This window comes from Streptomyces enissocaesilis, from assembly GCF_039533765.1.
In the GTDB taxonomy this organism is placed as follows: Bacteria; Actinomycetota; Actinomycetes; order Streptomycetales; family Streptomycetaceae; genus Streptomyces; species Streptomyces enissocaesilis.
The window spans coordinates 51316-74582 of record NZ_BAAAUD010000050.1 but is presented as its reverse complement, the minus strand read 5'-3'; the positions used below and the strand labels follow the sequence as shown (position 1 = coordinate 74582).

General features: G+C 73.2%; 19 protein-coding genes. 9 read left to right on the top strand and 10 right to left on the bottom strand.

The window, feature by feature from the left end; genetic code table 11:
• Positions 1 to 590 precede the first annotated feature (590 nt).
• The 3 genes from ABD374_RS25815 (at position 591) to ABD374_RS25805 (ending at position 4832) form a co-directional block, all read left to right on the top strand.
• Entirely contained in the window at positions 591 to 1565 is a 975-nt protein-coding gene (locus ABD374_RS25815; RefSeq protein ID WP_344498007.1) for an SCO0930 family lipoprotein, read from the top strand.
• Positions 1566 to 1794: 229 nt separating this feature from the next.
• The gene (locus ABD374_RS25810) at positions 1795 to 2607 is read left to right on the top strand and encodes an SAM-dependent methyltransferase (RefSeq protein WP_344498006.1); all 813 of its coding nucleotides are present in this window, start codon (positions 1795 to 1797) and stop codon (positions 2605 to 2607) included.
• A gap of 2 nt (positions 2608 to 2609) precedes the next feature.
• Positions 2610 to 4832, top strand: coding sequence for a putative bifunctional diguanylate cyclase/phosphodiesterase (locus ABD374_RS25805; RefSeq protein ID WP_425577349.1), 2223 nt, complete (start codon positions 2610 to 2612; stop codon positions 4830 to 4832).
• Here ABD374_RS25805 and ABD374_RS25800 read toward each other — a convergent pair.
• The gene (locus ABD374_RS25800) at positions 4802 to 5722 is read right to left on the bottom strand and encodes a LysR family transcriptional regulator (protein ID WP_344498005.1); all 921 of its coding nucleotides are present in this window, start codon (positions 5720 to 5722) and stop codon (positions 4802 to 4804) included. The two genes, ABD374_RS25805 and ABD374_RS25800, sit on opposite strands and share 31 nt — an antisense overlap.
• A 92-nt stretch (positions 5723 to 5814) precedes the next feature.
• Between ABD374_RS25800 and ABD374_RS25795 the strand changes: the two genes are divergently transcribed.
• The 3 genes from ABD374_RS25795 to ABD374_RS25785 are packed head-to-tail and all read left to right on the top strand — an operon-like array spanning position 5815 to position 9234.
• Positions 5815 to 6519: a succinate dehydrogenase cytochrome b subunit gene (locus ABD374_RS25795; protein WP_344498004.1), complete on the top strand. Its 705-nt coding sequence runs from the start codon at positions 5815 to 5817 to the stop codon at positions 6517 to 6519.
• Position 6520: 1 nt separating this feature from the next.
• A complete protein-coding gene (locus ABD374_RS25790; RefSeq protein ID WP_344498003.1) occupies positions 6521 to 8488 on the top strand; it encodes a fumarate reductase/succinate dehydrogenase flavoprotein subunit in 1968 nt (655 codons plus the stop codon).
• The gene (locus ABD374_RS25785) at positions 8485 to 9234 is read left to right on the top strand and encodes a succinate dehydrogenase/fumarate reductase iron-sulfur subunit (protein WP_344498002.1); all 750 of its coding nucleotides are present in this window, start codon (positions 8485 to 8487) and stop codon (positions 9232 to 9234) included. The genes ABD374_RS25790 and ABD374_RS25785 overlap by 4 nt, the downstream gene beginning before the upstream one ends.
• Before the next feature lie 165 nt (positions 9235 to 9399).
• Here the strand turns inward: ABD374_RS25785 and uvrA are convergent, their stop codons facing one another.
• Both uvrA and ABD374_RS25775 read right to left on the bottom strand, forming a co-directional pair.
• The gene (gene uvrA, locus ABD374_RS25780) at positions 9400 to 11823 is read right to left on the bottom strand and encodes an excinuclease ABC subunit UvrA (RefSeq protein ID WP_344498001.1); all 2424 of its coding nucleotides are present in this window, start codon (positions 11821 to 11823) and stop codon (positions 9400 to 9402) included.
• Positions 11824 to 11869: 46 nt separating this feature from the next.
• Positions 11870 to 12904, bottom strand: coding sequence for an MsnO8 family LLM class oxidoreductase (locus ABD374_RS25775; RefSeq protein ID WP_344498000.1), 1035 nt, complete (start codon positions 12902 to 12904; stop codon positions 11870 to 11872).
• A 79-nt stretch (positions 12905 to 12983) separates the two neighbouring features.
• Here ABD374_RS25775 and ABD374_RS25770 point away from each other — a divergent pair, with 79 nt between their 5' ends.
• The gene (locus ABD374_RS25770; protein WP_344497999.1) at positions 12984 to 13475 is read left to right on the top strand and encodes a phosphatase domain-containing protein; all 492 of its coding nucleotides are present in this window, start codon (positions 12984 to 12986) and stop codon (positions 13473 to 13475) included.
• A gap of 72 nt (positions 13476 to 13547) precedes the next feature.
• Here the strand turns inward: ABD374_RS25770 and ABD374_RS25765 are convergent, their stop codons facing one another.
• The 5 genes from ABD374_RS25765 to egtA all read right to left on the bottom strand — a co-directional run bounded on the left by ABD374_RS25765 (position 13548) and on the right by egtA (position 18426).
• Positions 13548 to 13763: a dodecin gene (locus ABD374_RS25765; protein WP_344497998.1), complete on the bottom strand. Its 216-nt coding sequence runs from the start codon at positions 13761 to 13763 to the stop codon at positions 13548 to 13550.
• A 295-nt stretch (positions 13764 to 14058) separates the two neighbouring features.
• The gene (egtD, locus tag ABD374_RS25760) at positions 14059 to 15024 is read right to left on the bottom strand and encodes an L-histidine N(alpha)-methyltransferase (protein WP_344497997.1); all 966 of its coding nucleotides are present in this window, start codon (positions 15022 to 15024) and stop codon (positions 14059 to 14061) included.
• The gene (egtC, locus tag ABD374_RS25755; RefSeq protein WP_344497996.1) at positions 15021 to 15776 is read right to left on the bottom strand and encodes an ergothioneine biosynthesis protein EgtC; all 756 of its coding nucleotides are present in this window, start codon (positions 15774 to 15776) and stop codon (positions 15021 to 15023) included. The genes egtD and egtC overlap by 4 nt, the downstream gene beginning before the upstream one ends.
• A complete protein-coding gene (gene egtB / locus ABD374_RS25750) occupies positions 15776 to 17152 on the bottom strand; it encodes an ergothioneine biosynthesis protein EgtB (protein ID WP_344497995.1) in 1377 nt (458 codons plus the stop codon). The genes egtC and egtB overlap by 1 nt, the downstream gene beginning before the upstream one ends.
• Positions 17149 to 18426, bottom strand: a complete 1278-nt coding sequence (egtA, locus tag ABD374_RS25745; protein ID WP_344497994.1) for an ergothioneine biosynthesis glutamate--cysteine ligase EgtA — start codon at positions 18424 to 18426, stop codon at positions 17149 to 17151. The genes egtB and egtA overlap by 4 nt, the downstream gene beginning before the upstream one ends.
• Before the next feature lie 179 nt (positions 18427 to 18605).
• Here egtA and ABD374_RS25740 point away from each other — a divergent pair, with 179 nt between their 5' ends.
• Positions 18606 to 19490 (top strand): TIGR02452 family protein, encoded by an 885-nt coding sequence (locus ABD374_RS25740; RefSeq protein ID WP_344497993.1) that lies wholly within the window; start codon positions 18606 to 18608, stop codon positions 19488 to 19490.
• 63 nt (positions 19491 to 19553) lie between these two features.
• Complete coding sequence (locus ABD374_RS25735; RefSeq protein WP_344497992.1) at positions 19554 to 20618, top strand: glycosyl hydrolase family 18 protein; 1065 nt, start codon at positions 19554 to 19556, stop codon at positions 20616 to 20618.
• Here the strand turns inward: ABD374_RS25735 and ABD374_RS25730 are convergent.
• Together ABD374_RS25730 and ABD374_RS25725 are read right to left on the bottom strand one after the other, a co-directional pair.
• Complete coding sequence (locus tag ABD374_RS25730) at positions 20548 to 20994, bottom strand: hypothetical protein (RefSeq protein WP_344497991.1); 447 nt, start codon at positions 20992 to 20994, stop codon at positions 20548 to 20550. The genes ABD374_RS25735 and ABD374_RS25730 overlap by 71 nt on opposite strands.
• A 492-nt stretch (positions 20995 to 21486) precedes the next feature.
• A complete protein-coding gene (locus ABD374_RS25725; protein ID WP_344497990.1) occupies positions 21487 to 23196 on the bottom strand; it encodes an IclR family transcriptional regulator domain-containing protein in 1710 nt (569 codons plus the stop codon).
• Positions 23197 to 23267: the final 71 nt, after the last annotated feature.

The following is a 23267-nucleotide window of genomic DNA, read 5'->3' as shown; positions in this document are numbered from 1 at the left end:
GGAGGCGGTGGTGGCGGGAGAGGAGGCGCGGGTGCCGGTTCGACGGGCGGAGGGGGCGGAGGAGGCGGAGGGGGCGGCGGGGGCGGGGGCGGTGGCGGTGGTGGAGGAGGGGGTGGTGGAGGTGAAGGCGGCGACGGAGGTGGTGGCGGAGGCTCCGGGGCGGGGGGTGGCGGGGGCTTCGGTTTCGGACCCGCCGTGCAGGTCCCACTTCCTGCCACGGCGACCGCCGAGCCCGACGACGCCTCACCGTTCGGCGAAATGGAGGCGTACGCACAGCTGTCGGCCGCGGACGGAACAGGGCTCAGCAGCAGCCAGGCCAGGGTGGTGGCGGCCAGCAGGCGTCCTAGGGGCGGAGGGTGCACGTCCGGGATCATGGTCGGAGTGCGCCCCTGGCACGCCGTAACTGCTCCCCATTCCCCTGATGGTTGGGATTTCCGCGGTTTTGCGTTCGGGATCGCCCCGGCTGTGCATCGGAGATCATGGGAAATTTCCGCGAACGCTTTGAACACCCGGGCGCCCCCCGCCCGTACCTAGGGCCATGAGCGACGCGCCACGGCGTCGCACCTCACCCCCGGTGCACAGGAGTCGACATGAATACCTGGCGGAACGTCTCGTTCGCGGTGACGGCGGCGGCTGTGATGGCGCTGACGACGGCGTGCGGTCAGGACAAGGTGACCGAGTCTCCGGACAGCCGGTCCGTGGGCAACGCCAACCCCGCGCAGCAGCCCGCCGACAGCGGTTACGGCTCGGACACCGGCTACGGCGAAGACTCCGGCGGTCAGCCCGCCGCACCCAGGGCCGCGGGGCAACTCGCAGTCTGGGACAGCGAGAAGCTCGGCGAGGTCGTCACCGACAGCAGGGGCTTCACGCTCTACCGGTTCGACAAGGACACCGCCGACCCGCCGAAGTCGAATTGCGAAGGCGACTGCGCGAAGGCCTGGCCGGTCGTGCCCGCGGGCGGTGCCACGGCCGCCCCCGGCACCGACGGGTCGGCGATCGGCGAGGTGGCCAGGGCCGACGGCACCAAGCAGCTCACCGTCGGCGGCTGGCCCATGTACCGCTTCGCCAAGGACACCGAGCCCGGTGACGCCAAGGGGCAGGGCGTCGGCGGCACCTGGTTCGCCGCCGCCCCCGACGGGAAGAAGGCCGCGCCGGGCGCGGCGGGCGGCGCGCGGGACGACGACGCCGGGAACCCCGCCGGCCTCGCGGGCATGTCCGTACGCGAGGACCCCGAGCTCGGCGACATCGTGGTCGACTCCAAGGGGATGACGGTCTACCGGTTCAAGAAGGACTCCGCCTGGCCGATGAAGACGGCCTGCACCGGCGCCTGCCTGGACAAGTGGCCGGTCGTCCCGCCGGTCGGGAAGAACGACACCGACGGCATCCTCAAGAAGGGCTTCGTCGTCTTCGACCGCCCCGACGGCGTCCGGCAGCAGACGATCGACTGCTGGCCCGTCTACACCTTCTCGGGTGACGCGAAGCCGGGCGACACCAACGGCCAGGGGGTCGGCGGCACGTGGTACGCGGTCTCGCCCGAGGGCAAGCTGGTCGGTGCGCCCGCGTAGTTCCGGCGGCGTTCTCCCGCCGTGGCGCCCGGCCGGGCCGGCCCGTTCCTCCGCTCCGGGCGGCAGGGCGGGCCGGTCGTATGTGTCGCACATGGTGATGGGGTGTGACCCAGAACGGACCGTCAATTTCCGTTTTTGCTCGCTCTGATGCCTGCCGATCAGTAGCCTCGGCTCGAACACCGGTCTTGGTCATGACCGGACGTCCCCTGGCGATGAGTTGGAGACATTGATGGAGCGACCCGCCTGGGCACCCCAGGGCATCGACCTCTCGGTGCCGAGCGTGTCCCGGATCTACGACTTCTACCTGGGCGGTTCGCACAATTTCGAGGTCGACAGGGAAGCGGCCCGCAAGGCCATGGAGTTCATGCCGGGCCTCCCGAAGGTCATGCAGGCGAACCGGGCGTTCATGCGCCGCGCGGTGCGCTTCGCGATCGGTGAGGGCATCACCCAGTTCCTCGACATCGGCTCCGGCATACCGACCTTCGGCAATGTCCACGAGGTCGCCCAGGCCGCCGACCCCGAGGCCCGCGTGGCGTACGTCGACCACGACCCGGTCGCCGTCGCGCACAGCCGGGCCGTGCTCGCGGGCAACGACCGGGCCGGCATAGCCGCGGCCGACCTGCGCAAGCCGCAGGAGATCCTGAACGACCCCGTGGTCGGCGAGCTCATCGACCTGGACCGGCCGGTGGCGCTGCTGCTCGTCGCCGTACTCCACTTCGTCGAGGACGCCGACGATCCGCAGGCCGCCGTCGCCACCCTGCGCGACGCCCTCGCGCCGGGGAGCGTCCTGATCCTGACCCATGCCTCCTACGAGGGGATCCCGGTCCCCGAGGAACAGGCGGGCGGCACGGTCGGGGTCTACAAGAACATCAAGAACCCGCTGGTCATGCGCTCGCGCGAGGAGATCGCACGCTTCTTCGAGGGGTACGCGACGGTCGAGCCGGGACTTGTCCCGATGCCGGACTGGCGGCCCGAGACCCCGGCCGCGCAGGAGGATCCGTATGCCTACTCGGGCTACGCAGGGGTGGGTCGCAAGCAGTGAGCGTGCCAGCGCAGGCACCGGGGCCCGGGTCCGGACCGGCCGCCGGGCAGGGAGCGGCGGGCAGCCCCGACGACGGACCCGGCGACAGACTCGACGACACACTCGACGACAGGCTGGAGCGGTTCGCGACGATCTGGAGCCGGGCCGTCTTCCCCGTCACCGCCACCTCCATGACCCGCCCCGAGGTCGAACGGCACCTGCTGCCGCTCGCCCGGAAGCTGAGCGAGGCTCTGCGCCGGCGGCCCTTCGACACCACGCCCGCGCACGAGGTCGGCGCCGCCCTGGTCGCCGCGCACTGCACCGATCCGGACGCCCTCGTCCGTACGCTCGGAGTCGTCGACTCCTACCTGGTGCTGTACTGCGCCGCGGAGGAGGACTCGCCCGCCGAGGCCGAGGAGCAGCGGGCCCGCTGCTCCCGGCTCCAGCACGCCGTCGCGGCGGGCTTCGCGCAGGCCCTCCGTGAGCGCACCCTCGCCGAGCAGGAGGCCCTCGCACGGTCGTCGCTGCTGGCCAGCACCGAGGCGCAGAAGGCGCTGCACGCCACCGAGACCCGCTTGCGCGCGGTCTTCGAAGGCGCGGCGATCGGCATCGGCATCGCCGACCTCGACGGCAACGTCCTGGAGGTCAACGACGCGCTCATGCGGATGTTCGGCGGGCTCGGTCACGCCGTGCGGGGCAGGAAGGTGAGCGAGTGGGTCCACCCCGAGGACACGCCCCATGTGTGGAAGCTGTACGGCGAACTGGTGCGCGGCGAGCGCGAGAACTACCGCGTCGAGAAGCCGTACTACCGCACCGACGGCACCGTCCTGTGGACCAACCTGACGGTCTCGCTGCTGCGCGACGCCGACGGGAAGCCGCAGTACCAGCTGGCGCTCATGGAGGACACCACCGAGCGGCGGCTGCTCAATCTGCGGCTCCGCTACGAGGCCACCCACGACGCGCTGACGGGACTGCCCAACCGCACGCTGTTCTTCGAACGCCTGGAGAAGGCGCTGTCCGCGGGCGACGGCATGCGCTTCGGCCTGTGCTACCTCGATCTCGACGGTTTCAAGGCGGTCAACGACAGCCTCGGCCACTCGGCGGGCGACCGGCTCCTCGTGGAGGTCGCCGACCGGCTGCAGAGCTGTGCGACGGCGCCCGGCGAGATGGTGGCCAGGCTCGGCGGCGACGAGTTCGTGGCGCTGACCACGGGTCCCGACACCCGCCGGGAGGTGGACGAGCTCGCCGCCCGCATCCTGACCGCGCTGTCGGCCCCGATCCGCATCGAGGGCCGTGACCTGACCGTACGCGGCAGCATCGGCATCGTCGAAGGCCCGGCGGGCGAACGCGGCCCCGCGGAGGTGCTGCGCAGCGCCGACATCACCATGTACCGCGCCAAGTCGGCGGGCGGCAACCGCTTCGAGACGGCCGACGCGGAGGCGGACGCCCGCGCCATCACCCGGCACGGACTCACCAACGCCCTGCCCGCCGCATTGGAGCGGGGCGAGTTCTTCATCGAGTACCAGCCGCTGGTGCATCTCGGCGACGGCAGTGTGCACGGCGCGGAGGCGCTGGTGCGCTGGTGCCACCCGCAGCACGGCGTCCTCGGCCCCGACCGGTTCATCCCGCTCGCCGAGCACACCGGGCTGATCGTGCCGCTCGGCCGCTGGGTGCTCGAAGAGTCCGTACGCCAGGCCAGGTTCTGGCAGAAGCGGCACTCCGACGGCGGGCCGCTGCACATCAACGTGAACCTCTCGCCGATGCAGCTGCACCACCCCGGTCTGGTCTCCGACACGGTGGAGGTCCTGGAGCGGGCGGGCCTGGAGCCGAGCGCGCTGTGTCTGGAGGTCACCGAGTCGGCGCTGATCGGCGCCGACGACGACCTGCTCAAGCCGCTGCGCCGGCTCGCCGAGATGGGCGTGGACATCGCGCTCGACGACTTCGGCACCGGCTACTCCAACCTCGCCAATCTGCGCAGACTGCCGGTGAGCGTGCTCAAACTGGACCGCTCCTTCACCCGGTCCATGCAGCAGCGCCCGGCGGACGCCGTCGACCTGAAGATCGTCGAGGGCATCGTGTCCCTGGCGCACAGCCTGGACCTGGGGGTGACGGTGGAGGGCGTGGAGACGGGCGCCCAGGCCGCGCAGCTGCGCGAGCTGGGCTGCGACACGGCGCAGGGCTGGTACTACGCCAGGCCCGGCGCGCCCGACCGCATTCACACCTTGCTGCTGGCCGACGCCGTCTGACGGACGCGGGAGGCGAGGAGTACGTTCTGCAGCTCGCGGGCCGCGCGCGGCGGGGCCACGTCGCTGCGGTGCGCGAGGGCGATCGTACGGCTCAGACCGGGCCGGGCGAGGGGCGTGACCCGCAGGTCGCGCCCCGCCCGCGCGGCCACCATGCGGGGCACGACCGCGAGCCCGAGCCCGGCCCGTACGAAGCCGAGCACGGCGTCCATCTCGCCGCCCTCCACCGTGAACGACGGCTCGAAGCCCTCGGCCCGGCAGGCGGCGACGGTCAGCTCGCGCAGGTCGTAGCCGTGCCGGAACATCACCATCGGCTCGCCCTCCAGATCCGCGACGCGCACGGACCTGCCGCCTCTCCCGGGACGGGGCAGTGAGGCGGCGGAGACCACGACCAGGTCCTCGTGCAGCAGCTCGACGGTGGTCAGGGCGGGGGACGGCGTCGGCAGCGGCAGCACGACCAGGGCGAGGTCGAGGGCGCCGCGCGCCAGCTCCCGTACGAGATCGTGCGAGCCGCTCTCCTGGATCAGCAGCCGGATGCCGGGATGCAGGTCGTGGAAGGTGCGCAGGACGTCGGGGAGCAGCCCTGTGCACAGGCTCGGCGTCGCACCGAGCCGCACCCTGCCGCGGCGCAGCTGGGCCAGCTCCTGGACCTCGTGGCGGGCGGTGTCGGCGTCGGCGAGGATGCGCCGGGCCAGCGGCAGCAGGGCCTCGCCGGCGTCGGTGAGGGCGATGTTGCCGCGGGCGCGGGTGAAGAGGCCGGCGCCCAGCTCCTTCTCCAGCGCGCGGATCTGCTGGGAGAGGGACGGCTGGGAGACGTGGACCTGCTCGGCGGCGTGCGTGAAGTGCAGGGTCTCGGCGACGGTCACGAAGTAGAGGAGCTGCTGGAGCTGCATGGCGCCACCCTAACTGCGATAGGCCAAGCCTATGGACATGAGCCGAACCATGTCTTGGACCTCTGATACCTCCGGGCCTTAGCGTCGGTGCCATGGCACTGGCTACGCGGACGGAACGGCAACCGTCTCTCACGCGCTCCTTCTGGGGATCGACCGTCGGCAAGAAGACGGTGATGGCCGTGAGTGGCCTGATCATGCTCATGTACCTGGTCGCCCACATGCTCGGCAACCTCAAGATCTTCTTCGGGTCCGGCGAGTTCAACGCCTACGCGCACTGGCTGCGGACCATGGGCGAACCCCTCCTGCACCACGAGTGGGCGCTGTGGGTCGTGCGCGTGGCACTGCTCGCGGCGGTGGTGCTGCACGGCGTCGCTGCGTACCAGCTCAGCAGGCGCGACATCGCCGCGCGGCCGAGCAAGTACGTGCACAAGCGGCGGCGGGCGAGCTACGCGACGCGCACCATGCGGTGGGGCGGGATCATCCTCGCGCTGTTCGTCGTGTGGCACCTGCTGGACCTGACGACGCTGACGGTGAACGAGAACGCCCAGGCCGGGCGCCCGTACGAGAACGTCGTGGCGACCTTCTCCACCTGGTACGGCAACGTCATCTACCTCGTGGCGATGCTCGCCGTCGGGCTGCACGTCCGGCACGGCTTCTGGAGCGCCGCGCAGACGCTGGGCGTGGGCAACGCACGGCGTGACCGCATTCTCAAGACCGTGGCCAACGGCCTCGCGCTGGTGCTGACCGCCGGATTCGTCTCCGTACCGGTCGCCGTCATGACTGGAGTGGTGGGCTGACATGAGTGAGTACAGGGAACACGCCGACTACACGGCCTACACGACCGGTGCGCCGGTCGCCGACACCAAGGCCCCCTCCGGCCCGGTCGCCGAGCGCTGGGACACCCGCCGCTTCGAGGCCAAGCTGGTCAACCCGGCCAACCGCCGCAAGCACACCGTCATCGTCGTCGGTACGGGCCTGGCGGGCGGCGCGGCGGGCGCCACGCTCGCCGAACAGGGCTACCACGTCGTCCAGTTCTGCTACCAGGACTCGCCGCGCCGCGCCCACTCCATCGCCGCGCAGGGCGGCATCAACGCCGCCAAGAACTACCGCAACGACGGCGACTCCGTCCACCGGCTCTTCTACGACACGGTCAAGGGCGGCGACTTCCGGGCCCGCGAGTCCAACGTCCACCGCCTCGCCCAGATCTCCGTCGAGATCATCGACCAGTGCGTCGCGCAGGGCGTGCCCTTCGCGCGTGAGTACGGCGGCCTGCTCGACACCCGCTCCTTCGGCGGCGTACAGGTGTCCAGGACCTTCTACGCCCGGGGCCAGACGGGGCAGCAGCTCCTCCTCGGCGCCTACCAGGCGCTGTCCCGGCAGATCGCGGCGGGCCATGTGGAGATGCACGCCCGCACCGAGATGCTGGACCTGATCGTCGTCGACGGGCGGGCGCGCGGCATCGTGGCCCGCGACCTGATCACCGGCCGCGTCGAGACGTACTTCGCCGACGCCGTGGTGCTCGCGAGCGGCGGCTACGGCAACGTCTTCTACCTCTCCACCAACGCCAAGAACTCCAACGCCACGGCGATCTGGCGGGCCCACCGGCGCGGCGCGTACTTCGCCAACCCCTGCTTCACCCAGATCCACCCCACCTGCATCCCGCGCTCCGGCGACCACCAGTCCAAGCTCACCCTGATGAGCGAGTCGCTGCGCAACGACGGCCGCATCTGGGTCCCCAAGGCCCAGGGCGACACCCGCCCGCCGGGCGACATCCCCGAGGACGAGCGCGACTACTACCTGGAGCGCGCCTACCCCTCCTTCGGCAACCTCGTGCCGCGCGACATCGCCTCGCGCGCCGCCAAGAACGTCTGCGACGAGGGGCGCGGCGTCGGCCCCGGCGGGCAGGGCGTCTACCTCGACTTCGCCGACGCGATCCGGCGCCTGGGCCGCAAGGCCGTCGAGGAGAAGTACGGCAACCTCTTGGAGATGTACGAGCGGATCACGGCGGAGAACCCGTACGAGGTGCCCATGCGCATCTACCCGGCGATCCACTACACGATGGGCGGCCTGTGGGTCGACTACGACCTCCAGACCACCGTCCCCGGCCTCTTCGCCATCGGCGAGGCCAACTTCTCCGACCACGGCGCCAACCGCCTCGGCGCGTCCGCCCTCATGCAGGGCCTGGCCGACGGCTACTTCGTCCTGCCGTCCACCATCAACGACTACCTGGCCCGCAACCCCCACCACGACGACGTCGACGCGAGCCACCCGGAGGCGGTCCGCGCGGTCGCGGAGACCCACGACCGCCTGGAGCGGCTGCTCGCCGTCGACGGCGACCGCACCCCCGACTCCTTCCACCGGGAGATCGGCGAACTCCTGTGGGAGTACTGTGGCATGGCCCGCACCGAGGAGGGCCTGCGCAAGGCGCTCGGCCGCATCCCGGAGATCCGCGAGGAGTTCTGGCGCCGGATCAAGGTGCCGGGCACGGGCGAGGAGCTCAACCAGTCGCTGGAGAAGGCCAACCGCGTCGTCGACTACCTGGAACTGGCCGAACTGCTCTGCCTCGACGCCCTGCACCGCACCGAGTCCTGCGGGGGCCACTTCCGCGAGGAGAGCCAGACCGAGGGCGGCGAGGCGGCCCGCAAGGACGAGGAGTTCTCGTACGCCGCCGCCTGGGAGTTCACCGGTACGGGCCGGGCCCCCGTCCTGCACGAGGAAGCCCTCGAATTCGCCTACGTCCACCCCACCCAGCGGAGTTACGCATGAGGCTCACCCTGCGCGTCTGGCGCCAGCGCAACGCCGAGGAACCCGGCGCCATGGTCACGTACGACATCGACGACATCTCCGAGGACATGTCGTTCCTGGAGATGCTCGACACGCTCAACGAGAAGCTGATCCTGAACGGCGACGAGCCGGTCGCCTTCGACCACGACTGCCGCGAGGGCATCTGCGGCGCGTGCGGCGTCGTCATCAACGGCGACGCGCACGGCCCGGAGCGCACCACCACCTGCCAGCTGCACATGCGGCACTTCGAGGACGGCGACACCGTCGACGTCGAGCCGTGGCGGGCGGGCGCCTTCCCGGTGGTCAAGGACCTGGTGGTGGACCGGTCGGCGTTCGACCGGATCATCGGCGCGGGCGGCTACATCAGCGTCCCGACCGGCGCCGCCCCCGAGGCGCACGCCACACCCGTGCCCAAGGCCGACGCCGACTTCGCGTTCGAGCACGCCGAGTGCATCGGCTGCGGCGCGTGCGTCGCGGCCTGCCCGAACGGCTCGGCGATGCTCTTCACCTCGGCCAAGGTCAACCACCTGAACGTGCTCCCGCAGGGGGCGCCCGAACGCGAGACCCGGGTCCTCGACATGGTCTCGGCCATGGACGAGGAGGGCTTCGGCGGCTGCACCCTGGCCGGCGAGTGCGCCACCGCCTGCCCGAAGGGCATTCCGCTGCCGTCCATCGCGGCGATGAACAAGGAGTGGCTGCGGGCGACCAGGAAGGCGCCGCGCCGCTGACCGACCCCGGCCGCCACGGACACCCTCCGCCCCTGGCTGGAGGCGGCCGGGACCGTCGCCCGCCCGGTCGTCGGCGACGAGACGACCGCCCGCCGGCTGGAGTCCGTGGCCGAGCTGATCGGACTGCGCCGCACCAGCCGCGCCCGGGGCCGCTGACACCGGCGGTCAGGTCGCGATCCGCAACTCCCTGGCCAGGTAAGGCGCCGTGCGGCTGCCCGCCGCCCGGGCCACCTCGGCGGGCGGCCCCGCCGCCACGATCCTGCCGCCCTCGCCGCCGCCGCCGGGGCCCAGGTCGATCACCCAGTCGGCGCCCGCCACCACGGCCATGTCGTGCTCGACGACGACCACCGTGTGCCCCTGGTCCACCAGTCCGTGCAACTGGCGCATCAGCACCTCCACATCCGCCGGGTGCAGCCCGGTCGTCGGCTCGTCCAGTACGTACACGGTGTGCCCGCGGCGGGTGCGCTGGAGTTCGCTCGCGAGCTTGATGCGCTGCGCCTCGCCGCCGGAGAGCTCCGTCGCGGGCTGCCCCAGGCGCAGATACCCGAGCCCCACCTCCAGCAGGGCCCGGATACTGCGCTCGGCCGCCGGCGTACCCGCGAAGAACCCGGCCGCCGCCTCGACGGTGAGGTCGAGCACCTCGGCGATGCTGCGGCCCCGGTACGTGACCTCCAGCGTCCCGGGGTTGTAGCGCGCGCCGCGGCAGTCCGGGCACGGCGCGTACGTACTCGGCAGGAAGAGCAGCTCCACCGACACGAACCCCTCGCCCTGGCAGGTCTCGCACCGCCCGCCGGCCACATTGAACGAGAACCGGCCCGCCCTGTACCCGCGCGCACGGGCGTCCTCGGTGGCCGCGAAGAGCTTGCGCACGACGTCGAAGAAGCCGGTGTACGTCGCCAGATTGGAGCGCGGCGTACGGCCGATCGGGCGCTGGTCGACCTGGACCAGCCGGTCCACCGCGTCCAGCCCCTCGGCCGAGGCGCACCCCGTTCCGCTGCCGGTGGCCCCGTCCGCCAGGACCCCCGCGAGTACCTGCCCGACGAGCGTCGACTTGCCGGAACCCGACACACCGGTCACCGCCGTGAACACCCCGAGGGGGAACGCGGCGTCCACGCCGCGCACGTTGTGGCGCTCCACACCGTTCAGCCGCAGCACGCCCGACGGCTCGCGGACCTCGCGCGGGGGAGCGGGCTCACGGTCGAGGAGGAAGCGCCGGGTCGCCGATTCGGCCACCTCCGCCAGAGCGGCGGGCGGCCCGCTGTGCAGCACTGTGCCACCGTGCTCGCCCGCGCCCGGACCGACGTCGACGAGCCAGTCCGCACCGCGCACCACGTCCAGATGGTGCTCCACGACGAAGACCGAATTGCCCGCGGCCCTCAGCCGGCCGAGGACGACCAGCAGGGCCTCGGTGTCGGCCGGATGCAGCCCCGCCGACGGCTCGTCGAGTACGTACACGACACCGAAGAGCCCCGAGCGCAGCTGCGTCGCCAGGCGCAGGCGCTGGAGCTCGCCGGAGGAGAGCGTCGGCGTCGTACGGTCGAGGCTCAGATACCCGAGCCCCAGTTCCGTGACGACCGCGATCCGCTCCAGCAGGTCACCCGTCAGCACCCGCGCGGTCTCGTCCCCGTCCGCCGGTCCCGAGCCCAGGACCCGTGCGAGCTCCGACAGGGGCAGCCCCGCCAGCCCGGCGATCGTACGGCCGCCGAACGTGACCGCGAGCGCCTCGGGGCGCAGCCTGCCGCCGCCGCACACCGGGCACGGTCCGGCGGTCAGGAAGCGCTCGGCACGCGCCCGCAGGGTCTGGCTCCTGGAGTCCGCGAAGGTGTGCATGACGTAGCGGCGGGCGCTCATGTACGTCCCCCGGTACGGGCGCTGGATGCGCCCCGCGTCGCGCACCGGGTGCACGGTGACGACCGGCTGCTCGTCGGTGAACAGGATCCAGTCGCGGTCCCGCCGCTCCAGCTCGCGCCAGGGCCGGTCCACGTCGTACCCGAGCGCGTCCAGCACGTCGCGCAGGTTCTTGCCCTGCCAGGCACCCGGCCACGCCTCGATCGCGCCCTCGCGGATGGAGAGCGACGGGTCGGGTACGAGCAGTTCCTCGCTGGTGCGGTGGATCCGGCCGAGGCCGTGGCATTCGGGGCAGGCGCCCGCCGCCGTGTTCGGCGAGAACGCGTCCGAGTCGAGGCGCGGGGCACCGGGCGGATACGTTCCCGCCCGGGAGAACAGCATGCGCAGGGAGTTGGAGAGGGTGGTGACCGTCCCGACCGAGGACCGTGAGCCCGGCGCGGACCTCCGCTGCTCCAGCGACACGGCGGGCGGCAGGCCGCTGATCTCGCCCACCTTGGGCGCGCCCACCTGGTGGATCAGGCGGCGGGCGTACGGCGCGACCGACTCGAAGTAGCGGCGCTGGGCCTCGGCGTAGATCGTCCCGAAGGCCAGGGAGGACTTCCCGGACCCCGAGACGCCGGTGAAGACCACGAGCGCGTCACGGGGGATGTCGACGTCGACGTGCCGGAGGTTGTGCTCGTCGGCGCCGCGCACACGGACGTAGGGGTCATGGGCGGCGTACGGGTCGTGGGCACTGTGCATCGGCGGGACTCCGTACGCGGGGGCTGGTGCGACAAACGGTTCGATACTAGACGGCGTCCGCTCCGCCGTCCGTGCCCGTGAGCCCCACCACGCGGGCCAGCCGCCGGTAGGAGCCCAGCAGTGCCCCGCGGTCGTACGTACTCGTCGCGACCAGGTACTCGTCGGCGCCGCTGCGGCCGAGCACCTTCTCCAGGGCGTCGGCGACCTCGTCCTCGGTGCCGTGGACGTGCCCGCGCAGGGATGCGTGGAAGAGGCCGCGCTCGCGGTCGCTCATCGGCCGGGCCAGGATCTCGTCGACCGGTGAGAGCGGCGGGAACGATCCGTGTGTGCGGGAGTACGCCGATGCCCAGGCCTCCGGCACCAGGAGCCGCCGGGCCTCCTCCGTCGTGCCCGCCACGGCCACCGTGCCCGACAGCACGACGTACGGCCGCTCGCCCCATACCGACGGCCGGAACGCCTCCCGGTAGCCGTCGACCGCCCGCAGCATCTCCTCCTCGCCGCGCGCCGCCGCGATCACCAGCGGCAGCCCGGCCGCCGCGGCGACCTGCGCCCCGGCACCCGTGGCCAGTACGAACGCGGGGACGCGCAGCCCTTCGGCGGGATGGGCGTGGACCTGCGGATGCGCGCCCTGGTCACCGGTGAAGTAACCCAGCAACTCGTCCAGCCGGGCGGCGAAGTCCCCGGCGTCCCTCTTGTCCCGGCCCAGCGCCCTGCGTATCCCGTCGGTGAAACCGACGGAACGGCCGAGTCCCATGTCGATCCGGCCGGGGAAGAGCGACTCCAGTACGCCGAACTGTTCCGCGACGACCAGCGGCTGATGGTTCGGCAGCATCACGCCGCCCGTCCCCACCCGGACGGTGGACGTCGCGGCGGCGACGGCGGCGGCGAGCACGGTCGGCGCGGAACCGGCCACGCCGGGCACGCTGTGGTGCTCCGACACCCAGAAGCGGTGATAGCCCAGCGCCTCGATCCGCCGGGCGAGGTCCACGGTGTCCCGCAGCGCCTGCGGTGCGTCGTGCGCCTCGCGCGTACGGGAGCGGTCGAGTACGGAGAACCGGGTCTGCGCGATCGCTGAGCTCACCCTCACTTCAACGCCTGTCCCGCGCGGGGATTCCCGGTCGGCCCGGAAAGATCCGCCGGGTACGCCCTAAGGTGCCTCAATGACGCACAGCAGCAGGCCACTGGCCGTATTCGACCTGGACGGGACACTCGCCGACACGGCGCACCGCCAGCACTTCCTGGAACGCAGGCCGCGGGACTGGAACGCCTTCTTCGGCGCGGCGCCCCACGACCCTCCGCTGCCCGAGGGGGTACGAATGGTGCTGGACAGCGCGCGGGAGTGCGAGGTCGCCTACCTCACCGGCCGCCCCGAGCGGTGCCGGCGCGACACGCTCGCCTGGCTCGCGGCGCAGGACCTGCCCGAGGGGCGGATCTGGATGCGCCGGGACAACGACCGGCGGCCCGCCCGCCACACCAAGCTGGAGATCCTGGAGCGGCTGGCGGCGCAGGGGCGGGAGATCCGGATGCTCGTGGACGACGACGAACTGGTCTGCGTCGCGGCGGAACAGGCCGGATTCAGGGTCGTACGCGCCCGCTGGGCGGCCACGTCGGCGGCGCTCAGGGACGCGCAGGAGCGCGAGGGCCGTACCTGACGCTCCCGCCCACGCGCTCCCGGCTGCGTATTCCCGCCTACGGGGTCACACCTCCGTGCTCCCGCCCATGGGTCACGCCGTGTCCTCGAGACGGAAGCCGACCTTGAGGCCCACCTGGTAGTGCTCGACCCGGCCGTCGACGATGTGGCCACGCACCTGTGTCATCTCGAACCAGTCGAGGCCGCGCAGGGTCTGCGAGGCACGGTCGATGCCGTTGCGGATCGCCTGGTCCAGGCCCTCCGTCGAGGTGCCGACGATCTCGGTGACGCGGTACGTGTGGTCGGACATGGGGGCTCCTTCTCTGCTCCTGGCGGCGCGGGGGCGTCCCGGCGCGCGCTTCTCCCACCGTGCCCCAGCAGTCGCCGGGGCGCATGTTCGGCTTCTGGCACGGTGCGGGTGCCCTGCGGAGCCGCCCCCACACCCGCCCCTTCCCGGCTGCGACACTTCGCGGCTCCGCCGTGTGCGGGGAGGGGGCTCCGCCCCGGACCCCGCTTCCTGACCGCCGGAGGGGCCGGAACGGGTTGCGGTACCCATCCAGCCCCTCCGGGTCCGGGGTCTGCCCGCCGCGGGCGCCGGCGCCCCCCTACACCGCCACCGCCAGCGACAGCGCGAAACGCTCCGCCTCGTCGGTCCACCACTCCCGCAGCTCCAGACCCGCCCCGGCGAGCTCCCGGCGTACCCTCTCCCGCCGGAACTTCGCCGAGACCTCGGTGCGGATCTCCTCACCCTCCTCGAACGACACCACGAGGTCCAGCTCACGGATCTTCACCGTCAGCGCGGTCCGCGCCCGCAGCCGCATCTCGATCCATTCGTGCCCGCGGTCCCACACCACGACATGGTCGAAGTCGTCCGGGTCGAAGTCCGCGTCCAGCTCCCGGCCGATGACCGACAGGACGTTCTTGTTGAACGCGGCGGTGACGCCCTGCGCGTCGTCGTACGCCGCGACGAGCGTCGCCTCGTCCTTCACCAGGTCCGTGCCGAGCAGCAGCGTGTCCCCGGGGGCCAGCAGCGAACGCGCCGACTTGAGGAACACCGCGCGCTCGTCGGGCAGCAGATTGCCGATGGTGCCGCCCAGGAAGGCGACCAGGCGCGGACCCGGCGTCCCGGGCAGGGCGAGCCCGCGCGTGAAGTCCGCGATCAGCGCGTGTACGGACAGGGCGGGCCGCTCGTCGAGGAGCGCCGTCGCGGCGGCGGTCAGCGCGCTCTCGCTGACGTCGACCGGGACGTAGCTGTGCAGCCCGGGCAGGAGCGCGTCCAGCAGGTGGCGGGTCTTCTCCGAGGAGCCCGAGCCCAGCTCCACCAGCGTGCGGGCCCGCGTGGCGGCCGCGATCTCGGGGGAGCGGGCGATCAGGATCTCCCGCTCCGCGCGGGTCGGGTAGTACTCGGGCAGCCGGGTGATCTCCTCGAACAGCTCGCTGCCGCGCGCGTCGTAGAACCACTTCGGCGGCAGCACCTTGGTCGTGCGGGTCAGTCCGTGCAGCACGTCGGCGCGAAGATCGGCGTCCGTCGCGTCCTCGGGCAGGGTGCGGGTCAGCAGGAACGGGCTCACGCAGTGGGCTCCTTGAGCGGGGTCAGCAGGACATCGGTGCGGGTGGCGGCGAGGAGGGTGCGGTCCGGGACCTCGCGCCAGTGCGGATCGTCGTCGTACGGCTCGGAGGCCACGACCGTGCGGCGGCCCGGCTCCGCGTAGTACCAGAGCGTGTCGCCCCAGGCGGTCGCGGCGACCGTCCCGCCGTCCGTGAGGAGCAGGTTGAGCCGGGATCCGGGGGCGGCCTCCGCCAGCTCCAGGACGGTGTCCGCCAGCGCCTGCCCCAGTTCGTCGCCGTCATGCAGCCGGTGCAGTACGAGCGCCCAGACCAGCGCCGAGTCGCACCGCGCCTCCAGGGCGAGCAGTTCGGCCGCGGGCAGCGCGCCGGCGAGCGTCGCCGCCGACCGGGGCCAGCCCCTGAGCGCGCCGTTGTGGCTGAACAGCCAGACCCCGGCGGCGAACGGAGCCGCCGCGGCCTCCCCGTCCGCACCCGCCTCCGTGGCGTCGCGGACCGCCGCGAGCACGGCCCCGGAGCGCACGACGCGGGCCAGGTCGGCGAAGGAGGTGTCGGCCCACATCGGCCCCGAGCGCCGGTAGCGGGCCGGCACCGGATCGCCCTCGGCGTACCAGCCGACCCCGAACCCGTCCGCGTTGACGGTCCCGTACCGCTGGAGGCGGGGCGCCCACGCCTGGCGGTACAGGCCGTGCGCGGGCTTCACCAGAAGGTCGCCGAGGGGCACCTCGGGCCCGAGGCAGGCGAAGTGACGGCACATCAGGAAACCACCGGGCCCGGCGGTACGTCCCGGGTGTCCGGCGCGTCCCGCGCCGTACGGAACCCCGCGAAGATCTGACGGCGCACCGGCAGGTCCCAGTTGCGGAACGTGCCCCGGCAGGCCACCGCGTCGACGGCGAAGGAACCGCCGCGCAGCACCTTGTGCGCGCTGCCGAAGAAGACCTCGGAGTACTCGCGGTACGGGAAGGCCGCGAAGCCGGGATAGGGCAGGAAATCGCTCGACGTCCACTCCCACACGTCGCCGATCAACTGCCGTACGCCGAGCGGGGACTCCCCGGCGGCGTACGCCCCCACCGGAGCCGGCCGCAGGTGGCGCTGGCCGAGGTTGGCCCGCTCCGGGGTGGGGTCGGCGTCGCCCCACGGGTAGCGCAGCGAGCGGCCCGACGCCGGGTCGTGGCGGGCCGCCTTCTCCCACTCGGCCTCCGAGGGCAGCCGCCGCCCCGCCCACCGTGCGTAGGCGTCGGCCTCGTACCAGCTCACGTGCAGCACCGGCTCGTCCTCCGGTACGGGCTCCACGACCCCGAAGTGCCGGCGCAGCCACTGGCCGCCCTCGCGGCGCCAGAAGAGCGGGGCGCGCAGCTCGTGCTTGCGGATCTGCGCCCAGCCCTCGGCCGCCCACCAGCGCTCGTCGGTGTACCCGCCGTCCTCCATGAAGCGCAGGTACGCGCCGTTGCTCACCGGCACCGTGTCGATGAAGAACGCCGGGACGAAACGGTGGTGCGCGGGCCGCTCGTTGTCGAGCGCCCACGGTTCGGTGGAGGTGCCCATGGTGAACGGGCCGCCGGGGACGAGGACCTCGTCCGGTGTGCCGGCGGCCGTCGCGGCCGCCGGGCGGGGCGGCGGGGGAGCGGTGAGCGCGGCGGGGCCGCGTCGCAGCTGGTGGGTGATCAGCATGGTCTCGTCGTGCTGCTGCTCGTGCTGGGCGACCATCCCGAAGGCGAAGGCCGCGTCCAGCAGCGGGGTGCCGCGCAGAGGACTGTGTTCCAGTACGTCGAGGGCCCGGCCGCGCACCTCGGCGGCGTACACCCGGGCCTCGGCGGGGGCGAGCAGCGGCAGGGAGGGGCGCGCGGCGCGCGGATGCTCGAAGGCGTCGTACAACGAGTCGATCCCGGGCCGCAGCGCGTCACGCCCCGCGACCGTCCGCAGCAGCCACAGCTCCTCCTGGTTGCCTATGTGCGCCAGGTCCCAGACCAGCGGCGACATCAGGGGGGAGTGCTGGGTGGTCAGTTCGCCGTCGTCCACGCAGTCGGTGAGCGCGGCGGTGCGCTCACGCGCCCGGAGCAGCGCGTCGACGGCGCGGGCGCGCAGCGGCTCCGGGTCGGTGGTGCGGCCGGCGGCCTCGATGGGGTTGCTCATGCGCGGATGTCCTTCCCGTGAGCGGGGTCGAGCAGATCGTCGGCGGGGCACCGCCCGCGCACGACGTACCGCTCGGTGAACGCGGCGACGGCGCACTGCACGGCGGTGGAAGCGCCGAGCCGGGGCAGCGCGTCGAGCGCCGCGTCGAAGCAGACCTCGGCGGCCGCCCGCAGCTCGGCGTCGGCCAGCCCGTACCGGGCGGCGTTGATCCACAGCGGGTTGTGCGGCGCGGGCAGTGGACCGGCAGTCTCGGCCAGGGGCTTGACGGCCCGGTACGCGATCTCCGAGGCCGCCGGGTCGTCGAAGAGCGCCGCGGCCACGGCGAGCGGAACGATCCAGCCGTCCTCGCCCGGCTGCGCGTCGATCATGCGCAGTTCGAGATGGCCGCGCGGACGCACCGGCGGAAAGAGCGTGGTCAGGTGGTAGCCGAGGTCGGCGCGGGTCGGCGGCCGGGGCACCCCGGAACGTATCCAGGAGCGGAAGGACAGCCCTTCCGGCACGTCCCACGGCCGGTCGTCCGCGCCCCTGACGCACATGACGGGAGCGTCCAGCGCGCGGTCCGCCCACGCGCCGCGCGGCTCCGCGTCGAGGGGCGGAGCGGCGGATCGGCCGGGCTCGATCTCCGTCCACAGGGCCTGACGCGTGGAGCGCCAGCCGGTGCGGCGCCGGTGCTGGAAGGGCGAGTTGGCGAACGCCGCCGACAGTACGGCGCCCAGGAGGTGGGCGAGTTGCCAGCGCCGCCCGTGGCCGAGCGGGCCCGGCTCCTCGTGTCCCGCGTCCAGGCAGACCTGGACGGAGGCCGACGAGCACATCATGGCCCGGCCCGCGGGACCCGCCCGGTCGAGGTACGTCTCCATCGCGTCGTAACGGGGCTCGCGCAGAAGACGTTTCGGGGGGTGCCAGGGGTCCGTACCGATACCGGTGAGGCCGAGGTCCCGGGAGCGCAGAACGGCGCGTACGGCGTCCAGATCGGCGGAGACGGAGTCGACGCACTCGGTCAGGGACGGGGCCGGGAATGAGCTGAGTTCCAGCTGGCCGCCCGGCTCGACGGTGAGTGTCGAGAGCAGGGGCAGGGCCCGCAGAGCGGTCGTCGCCGCTTCGAGACGGGCGGGTTCGACGGGGAGTTCGGGGAGGTGGAGTTCGTGGACGAGCCATTCGAGTTCGACGCCGACGGTGCGCGGCGGACCTGTCTTGAAACAGATGCCGCGCAGCAGGGCCTCGGCACCTGCCTCGGTGACCGGTGGGCCTTCTTGCGCGAAGTCGCCTGGGGACATGGGCTGTTCTCCCTTACCGACTGATGGGGTGGCCGGGATCGTGCCTGAGCCCGCCCCGGACGGACCGGGACGGGCATCGCACTCCACCTAAGCCACAGACGCCGTCTCGCACAAGGGTGCCCCGGCGGGCGCGGAAACCCCGTTGCGCCGGCGGGCGGTGGTCACCGACGATCCGGCCTGTGAGCGCACGACTGCGGGGAATCGCGAAAGAGACCGAAGAGATCGTCCGGGCGGGCCGGTACGCCGCCCCGGGCGGCCGGGACGTGCCGATCGGCGACGCACTGGCCGCCGCCCTGGCGGGGACCAGGATGTACGGCCCCGACCCGGTCCCCGTCACGCCGGACACGGACCGTACGACGGTCTTCGAGGTCACGGGGGAGAGCAGCCTGGAGGCGGCGCGCAGGCTGACCGGAGCGGCACCCGGCCCGGTCGCCGTGCTCAACTTCGCCTCCGCGCGCAATCCGGGCGGCGGTTACCTGAACGGCGCCCAGGCACAGGAGGAGGCGCTGTGCCGGGGCTCCGCGCTGTACGCGACCCTGCTGCGCGTCCCGGAGTTCTACGCCCACCACCGTGCCGACCGCAGCCCGTTCTACACCGACCGGGTCATCCACTCGCCCGAGGTCCCGGTCTTCCGCGACGACCGCGGTGCGCTGCTCGCCGCGCCGTACACCGCGGGGTTCCTCACCTCGCCCGCGCCCAACGCGGGAGTGATCCGCAGCCGCGAGCCCGGTCGGGCGCACCGCGTCCCGGCCGCGCTCGCGTCCCGCGCCGGGCGGGTCCTGGAGACGGCCGCCGCGTGCGGTTACCGGCGGCTGGTGCTGGGCGCCTGGGGCTGTGGCGTCTTCATGAACGATCCCGCCGCCGTGGCGGGCGCGTTCCACGCGCACCTCACCGGGGAGGGCCGTTTCTCCGGCCACTTCGACGAGGTGGTCTTCGGGGTGCTGGACCGTACGCGCGAGGCGTCCGTGCGGGGCGCCTTCCGCACGGTCTTCGCCGGGCGGACGAGGGAAACCGGGGCCGTGACCGGGGCCGAGCCCCAGCCGTGGGGGTCGTCACCCGGGTGAGGTCAGGACCTGGACGGCCCAGTCCGCAGCGCGGACCCGGCGGCCGGGTCACAGGCTCGGTCCATGGCCACACGAATCCTGAGCGTCCTCGTAGCGGCGGGGCTCCTGAGCGCGGCGGCGCAGTTCCCGGCCGCCCCCGCCGGACCGGACCCCGAGCCGCACCCGCACCGCGCCGCCGCTCCCCGTACCGTCTCCGCCTGGCTTCCCTACTGGGACCAGGAGGGGGCGTACCGCGATGCCCTGACCCACGCCGAGCAGCTGCACACCGTCAGCCCCTTCTGGTACCAGGCCGTCTCGGCCGGGCGGATCGACGGCCATCCGGGCGCGGGGGAGCGGCGCGTCGTCGACGGACTGCACGCCGCCGGCGTCAAGGTCGTGCCGACCGTGATGGAGACGATGAAACCCGGTGCGCTGGGCTCGATCCTCACCAGCCCCACGCACCGCGCGACCCACATCGACACCCTCCTGAAAATCGCCGGGAGCCGCGACTACGACGGACTCGACCTCGACTACGAGACCATCGCCGCGACCGGCGACGCCACCTACGAGCAGGTGCGCGCGGGGTACGCGAAGCTGGTCGAGGGCGTCTGCCGGGGCCTGCACGCGATGGACAAGCAGTGCGTGATCACCGTGTCGCCCAAGACGGCGACCACCGGCCGGATCTGGGACTACGCCGCCATCGGCCGCGCGGCCGACCGGATGCGCATCATGGCGTACGACTACCACTGGAAGGGCGGCGAGCCGGGCCCGCTGTCCACCCCGCGGTGGTACGACGAGATCCTGCGCGTCGCGACCGCGGAGGTCCCGGCCGGCAAGATCGAGATGGGGCTCCCCGCGTACGGCTGGGACTGGCCCGCCGACGGCAAGACCCGGGCCAAGCACGTCACCTGGAAGGAGGCGGAGGCGCTGCGCAGCGCGAAGGGGGCGCCCTACACCCTCGACCCGGAGTCCCGGACGCCGCACTTCAGCTACTCGGACGGCTCGCAGCGGCGCGAGGTCTGGTACCAGGACGCGCGCGGCGTCGCCGAACACCTGCCGGTGCTGCGCGAGTACGGCATCACCCATACCGCCTTGTGGGCGCTGGACTTCGAGGACCCGGATCTCTGGCCGGTGCTGGCGGGCGGCTGAGGCGGCATAGGTACGTCAGCGCATACGGGTACGGGCCGCTCCCGCGGAAGCGGTCCGGCCCGTACCCGCGCATCTGCCGGATCCAGCCGTCCAGCGACGCCATGAACGCGTCGAAGCCGTCCCGGTGGATGGTGCGGCCCGCGCCCCGGACCGTACGGACCTCGAAGCCGCGCTCCCCGAGCACAGCCGCCTTCGCCGCGCCGATGGGGAAGCCCGGGTCCACGAGCTGCACCGGCGAGGGCGCGACGGGCGCGGCGGACAGCAGGCCGACACCGGACAGCGCGGCCAGGCCGAGCGCCGACGCCTCGTCCCGGAGCCGGAAAGCCTCCAGCTCGATGTCGATGTCCGCCGCCTCCCCGCGCGGGTTCACCGCCACTGTCCGCTCCCGGAGTGCCGCCCAGGCGAGCAGCTGCGGGACCGAACCCCTCGTCCGCCGTCGCGAGGTGCCACGCCGGGGCGGAGAAGGCCAGCTCCGGCAGCGGCCGGGCGGCGTCACCGGCGAGGCCGTATACCTTTCCGGCCTGGTCGTCGCGGGTGAGGACCACGGCGGCGGCTTCGGCGGGAGTCCTCGCATCCCAGGAGAAGCACACCGCCACCACACCGGCGTGACCCCGCCGAACCGGCCGCTCCGGCCGCCGCCCCGCCCGGCGATCCGGAAGGCGCGGCAGGCACCTCGGGGGGTGCGGTGCATGCCGGCCGATGCGGGCGTGGTGAGCCTGAACCCGCACTTCTCGTGCCTGAACCCGCACGTGTCGTAAGCGGAACACGGGCACCGTCCGGCGCCCGAGCCGCCTCGGCGCGAACCTCGCGATGGTCGGTCGCAGCCGATGTTCCCCGAAGCGGGAACGGCTCCGCGGGGGCGCCGGAGTCAGAGCGGCGGCGCGGCCCGGCCCGCCGTGCCCAGTGCCCGCAGGTCCGCCTCGATCAGCGCGGCCGCTTCCCGCAACGCCGGCAGCAACGCCTCCCGCATCTCCTCCGGCGTCCCGTCCCCCGCGTGCCGGGCCACATTCACCGCGGCCACCACGCGCCCCTGCCCGTCCCGCACCGGCACCGCCAGCGAGCGCAGCCCCTCCTCCAGCTCCTCGTCCACCAGGGCGTACCCGTCGACCGCCGCCCGCTCGATGACGCGCCCCAGCTCGGCCGGCGAGGTCACGGTGCGCCGGGTCAGCGCCGGCAGCGCCTCCGGCAGCGGCGGCCGCTCCCCGGGCGCCAGGCCCGCCAGCAGCACCCGGCCCATGGATGTCGCGTACGCCGGAAAGCGCGTACCCACCGTGATGTTGACGCTCATGATGCGCACCGTGGGGACCCGCGCCACGTACCGGATGTCGGCGCCGTCGAGCACCGCCAGCGACGCGGACTCGTGCACGCGCCGTACCAGCGCGGCCAGATGAGGCCGGGCGATCTCCGCGAGCCCCAGCTCGGAGAGGCGGGCGCAGCCCAGTTCGAGCACGCGCGGCAGCAGCCGCCACCGGCCCCCGTCGGAGGCGACGTACCCCAGCTGCTCCAGGGTGAGCAGCGAGCGCCGCGCCGTCGCCCTGGCCAGTCCCGTCGCCCCGGCGACCGTCGTCAGCGCCATCCCGTCGCCCCGGTCGGCGCCGAGCGAGCCGAGTACGGCGAGTCCGCGCGCCAGGGACTGGAGGAAGCCGGGGCCCAGCTCACGCTTGGCCTCCAGCGAGGTGTCCCGTGCGGGCGCGCCCTCCGCCGCCGGACGTGGCGTCGCCAGCGCCGCCTCCAACTCGCCGCGCACCGCGCGCAGGCGGGGCAGTACGGCCTCGCGCAACGACTCCAGGGTGTGCCGGCTGGTGTGACTGACCACGCTCACCGCGCACACCGTGCGCCCCGCTCCGTCGCGTACGGGCACGGCGACCGCCACCAGACCCGGCTCGATCAGCTGGTCGTCACCCGCCCAGCCGTCCACGCCCGCCCGCGCCGCCCGCTGCTCGAAGTCCTCCCGGCCCCGCGGCCCGCGCAACGGCGGCACCGCCGCGAACCCCGCGTCCAGCGGGTCCGAGGCCCGCCGTCCGCGCCACGCCCGCCACCCCCGCGCGTCCCACTCCGCCGCGAACAGCGCGCCCGGCGCGCACCGCTCGGCGGGCAGCAGATCACCGATCCGGAAGGCGAGCGACATGGTGCGCTGCCGTGTCGTCTGGAGTACGAAGCGCACCCCCGCGACCCCGTCGTCCGGCACCGCCACCGACACCGACTCGTCGAACTCGTCCGCGAGCCGCTCCGCCGCGGCTCCGAGCGCCGCCGGAATCCCGCACGCCGTCAGGTACGCGCCGGGCAGCTCCATCAGCCGGGGCGCCAGGGCCACCTCGCGCCCGTCGCTGCGCGCCAGGCCGAGCCGGTCGAGTGTGGACACGACCCGGTCGACCGTGGAGCGGGCCAGGCCCGTCGACCGTACGAGATCACTGTGCCGCAGCCGGTCGCCGGCGCCGGGCGCGGACAGGGCGCGCAGCACGGTGAGCCCGCGCTCCAGCGGACCGACCGGCTCGGCGACGGGCTCGGTGGCCGGCCCGACGGGCGACGCGGCGCTCGCGGCAGCGCTCCCGGCCCCCCTCGGCGTGGCGCTCGGCATGGGATTCCTCCTGGCGGGCCGTTGACAGCGGACGACGCTCCGCAGAGACTCGGGCGGGATCAGATGTGAAC

Bases quoted from the DNA above. Each gene is read 5' to 3' on its own strand.
- ABD374_RS25815 (WP_344498007.1), top strand. From the start codon at position 591: ATGAATACCTGGCGGAACGTCTCGTTCGCGGTGACGGCGGCGGCTGTG.
- ABD374_RS25810 (WP_344498006.1), top strand. From the start codon at position 1,795: ATGGAGCGACCCGCCTGGGCACCCCAGGGCATCGACCTCTCGGTGCCG.
- ABD374_RS25800 (WP_344498005.1), bottom strand. From the start codon at position 5,722: ATGCAGCTCCAGCAGCTCCTCTACTTCGTGACCGTCGCCGAGACCCTG.
- ABD374_RS25795 (WP_344498004.1), top strand. From the start codon at position 5,815: ATGGCACTGGCTACGCGGACGGAACGGCAACCGTCTCTCACGCGCTCC.
- ABD374_RS25790 (WP_344498003.1), top strand. From the start codon at position 6,521: ATGAGTGAGTACAGGGAACACGCCGACTACACGGCCTACACGACCGGT.
- ABD374_RS25785 (WP_344498002.1), top strand. From the start codon at position 8,485: ATGAGGCTCACCCTGCGCGTCTGGCGCCAGCGCAACGCCGAGGAACCC.
- uvrA (WP_344498001.1), bottom strand. From the start codon at position 11,823: ATGCACAGTGCCCACGACCCGTACGCCGCCCATGACCCCTACGTCCGT.
- ABD374_RS25770 (WP_344497999.1), top strand. From the start codon at position 12,984: ATGACGCACAGCAGCAGGCCACTGGCCGTATTCGACCTGGACGGGACA.
- ABD374_RS25765 (WP_344497998.1), bottom strand. From the start codon at position 13,763: ATGTCCGACCACACGTACCGCGTCACCGAGATCGTCGGCACCTCGACG.
- egtC (WP_344497996.1), bottom strand. From the start codon at position 15,776: ATGTGCCGTCACTTCGCCTGCCTCGGGCCCGAGGTGCCCCTCGGCGAC.
- egtB (WP_344497995.1), bottom strand. From the start codon at position 17,152: ATGAGCAACCCCATCGAGGCCGCCGGCCGCACCACCGACCCGGAGCCG.
- egtA (WP_344497994.1), bottom strand. From the start codon at position 18,426: ATGTCCCCAGGCGACTTCGCGCAAGAAGGCCCACCGGTCACCGAGGCA.
- ABD374_RS25735 (WP_344497992.1), top strand. From the start codon at position 19,554: ATGGCCACACGAATCCTGAGCGTCCTCGTAGCGGCGGGGCTCCTGAGC.
- ABD374_RS25725 (WP_344497990.1), bottom strand. From the start codon at position 23,196: ATGCCGAGCGCCACGCCGAGGGGGGCCGGGAGCGCTGCCGCGAGCGCC.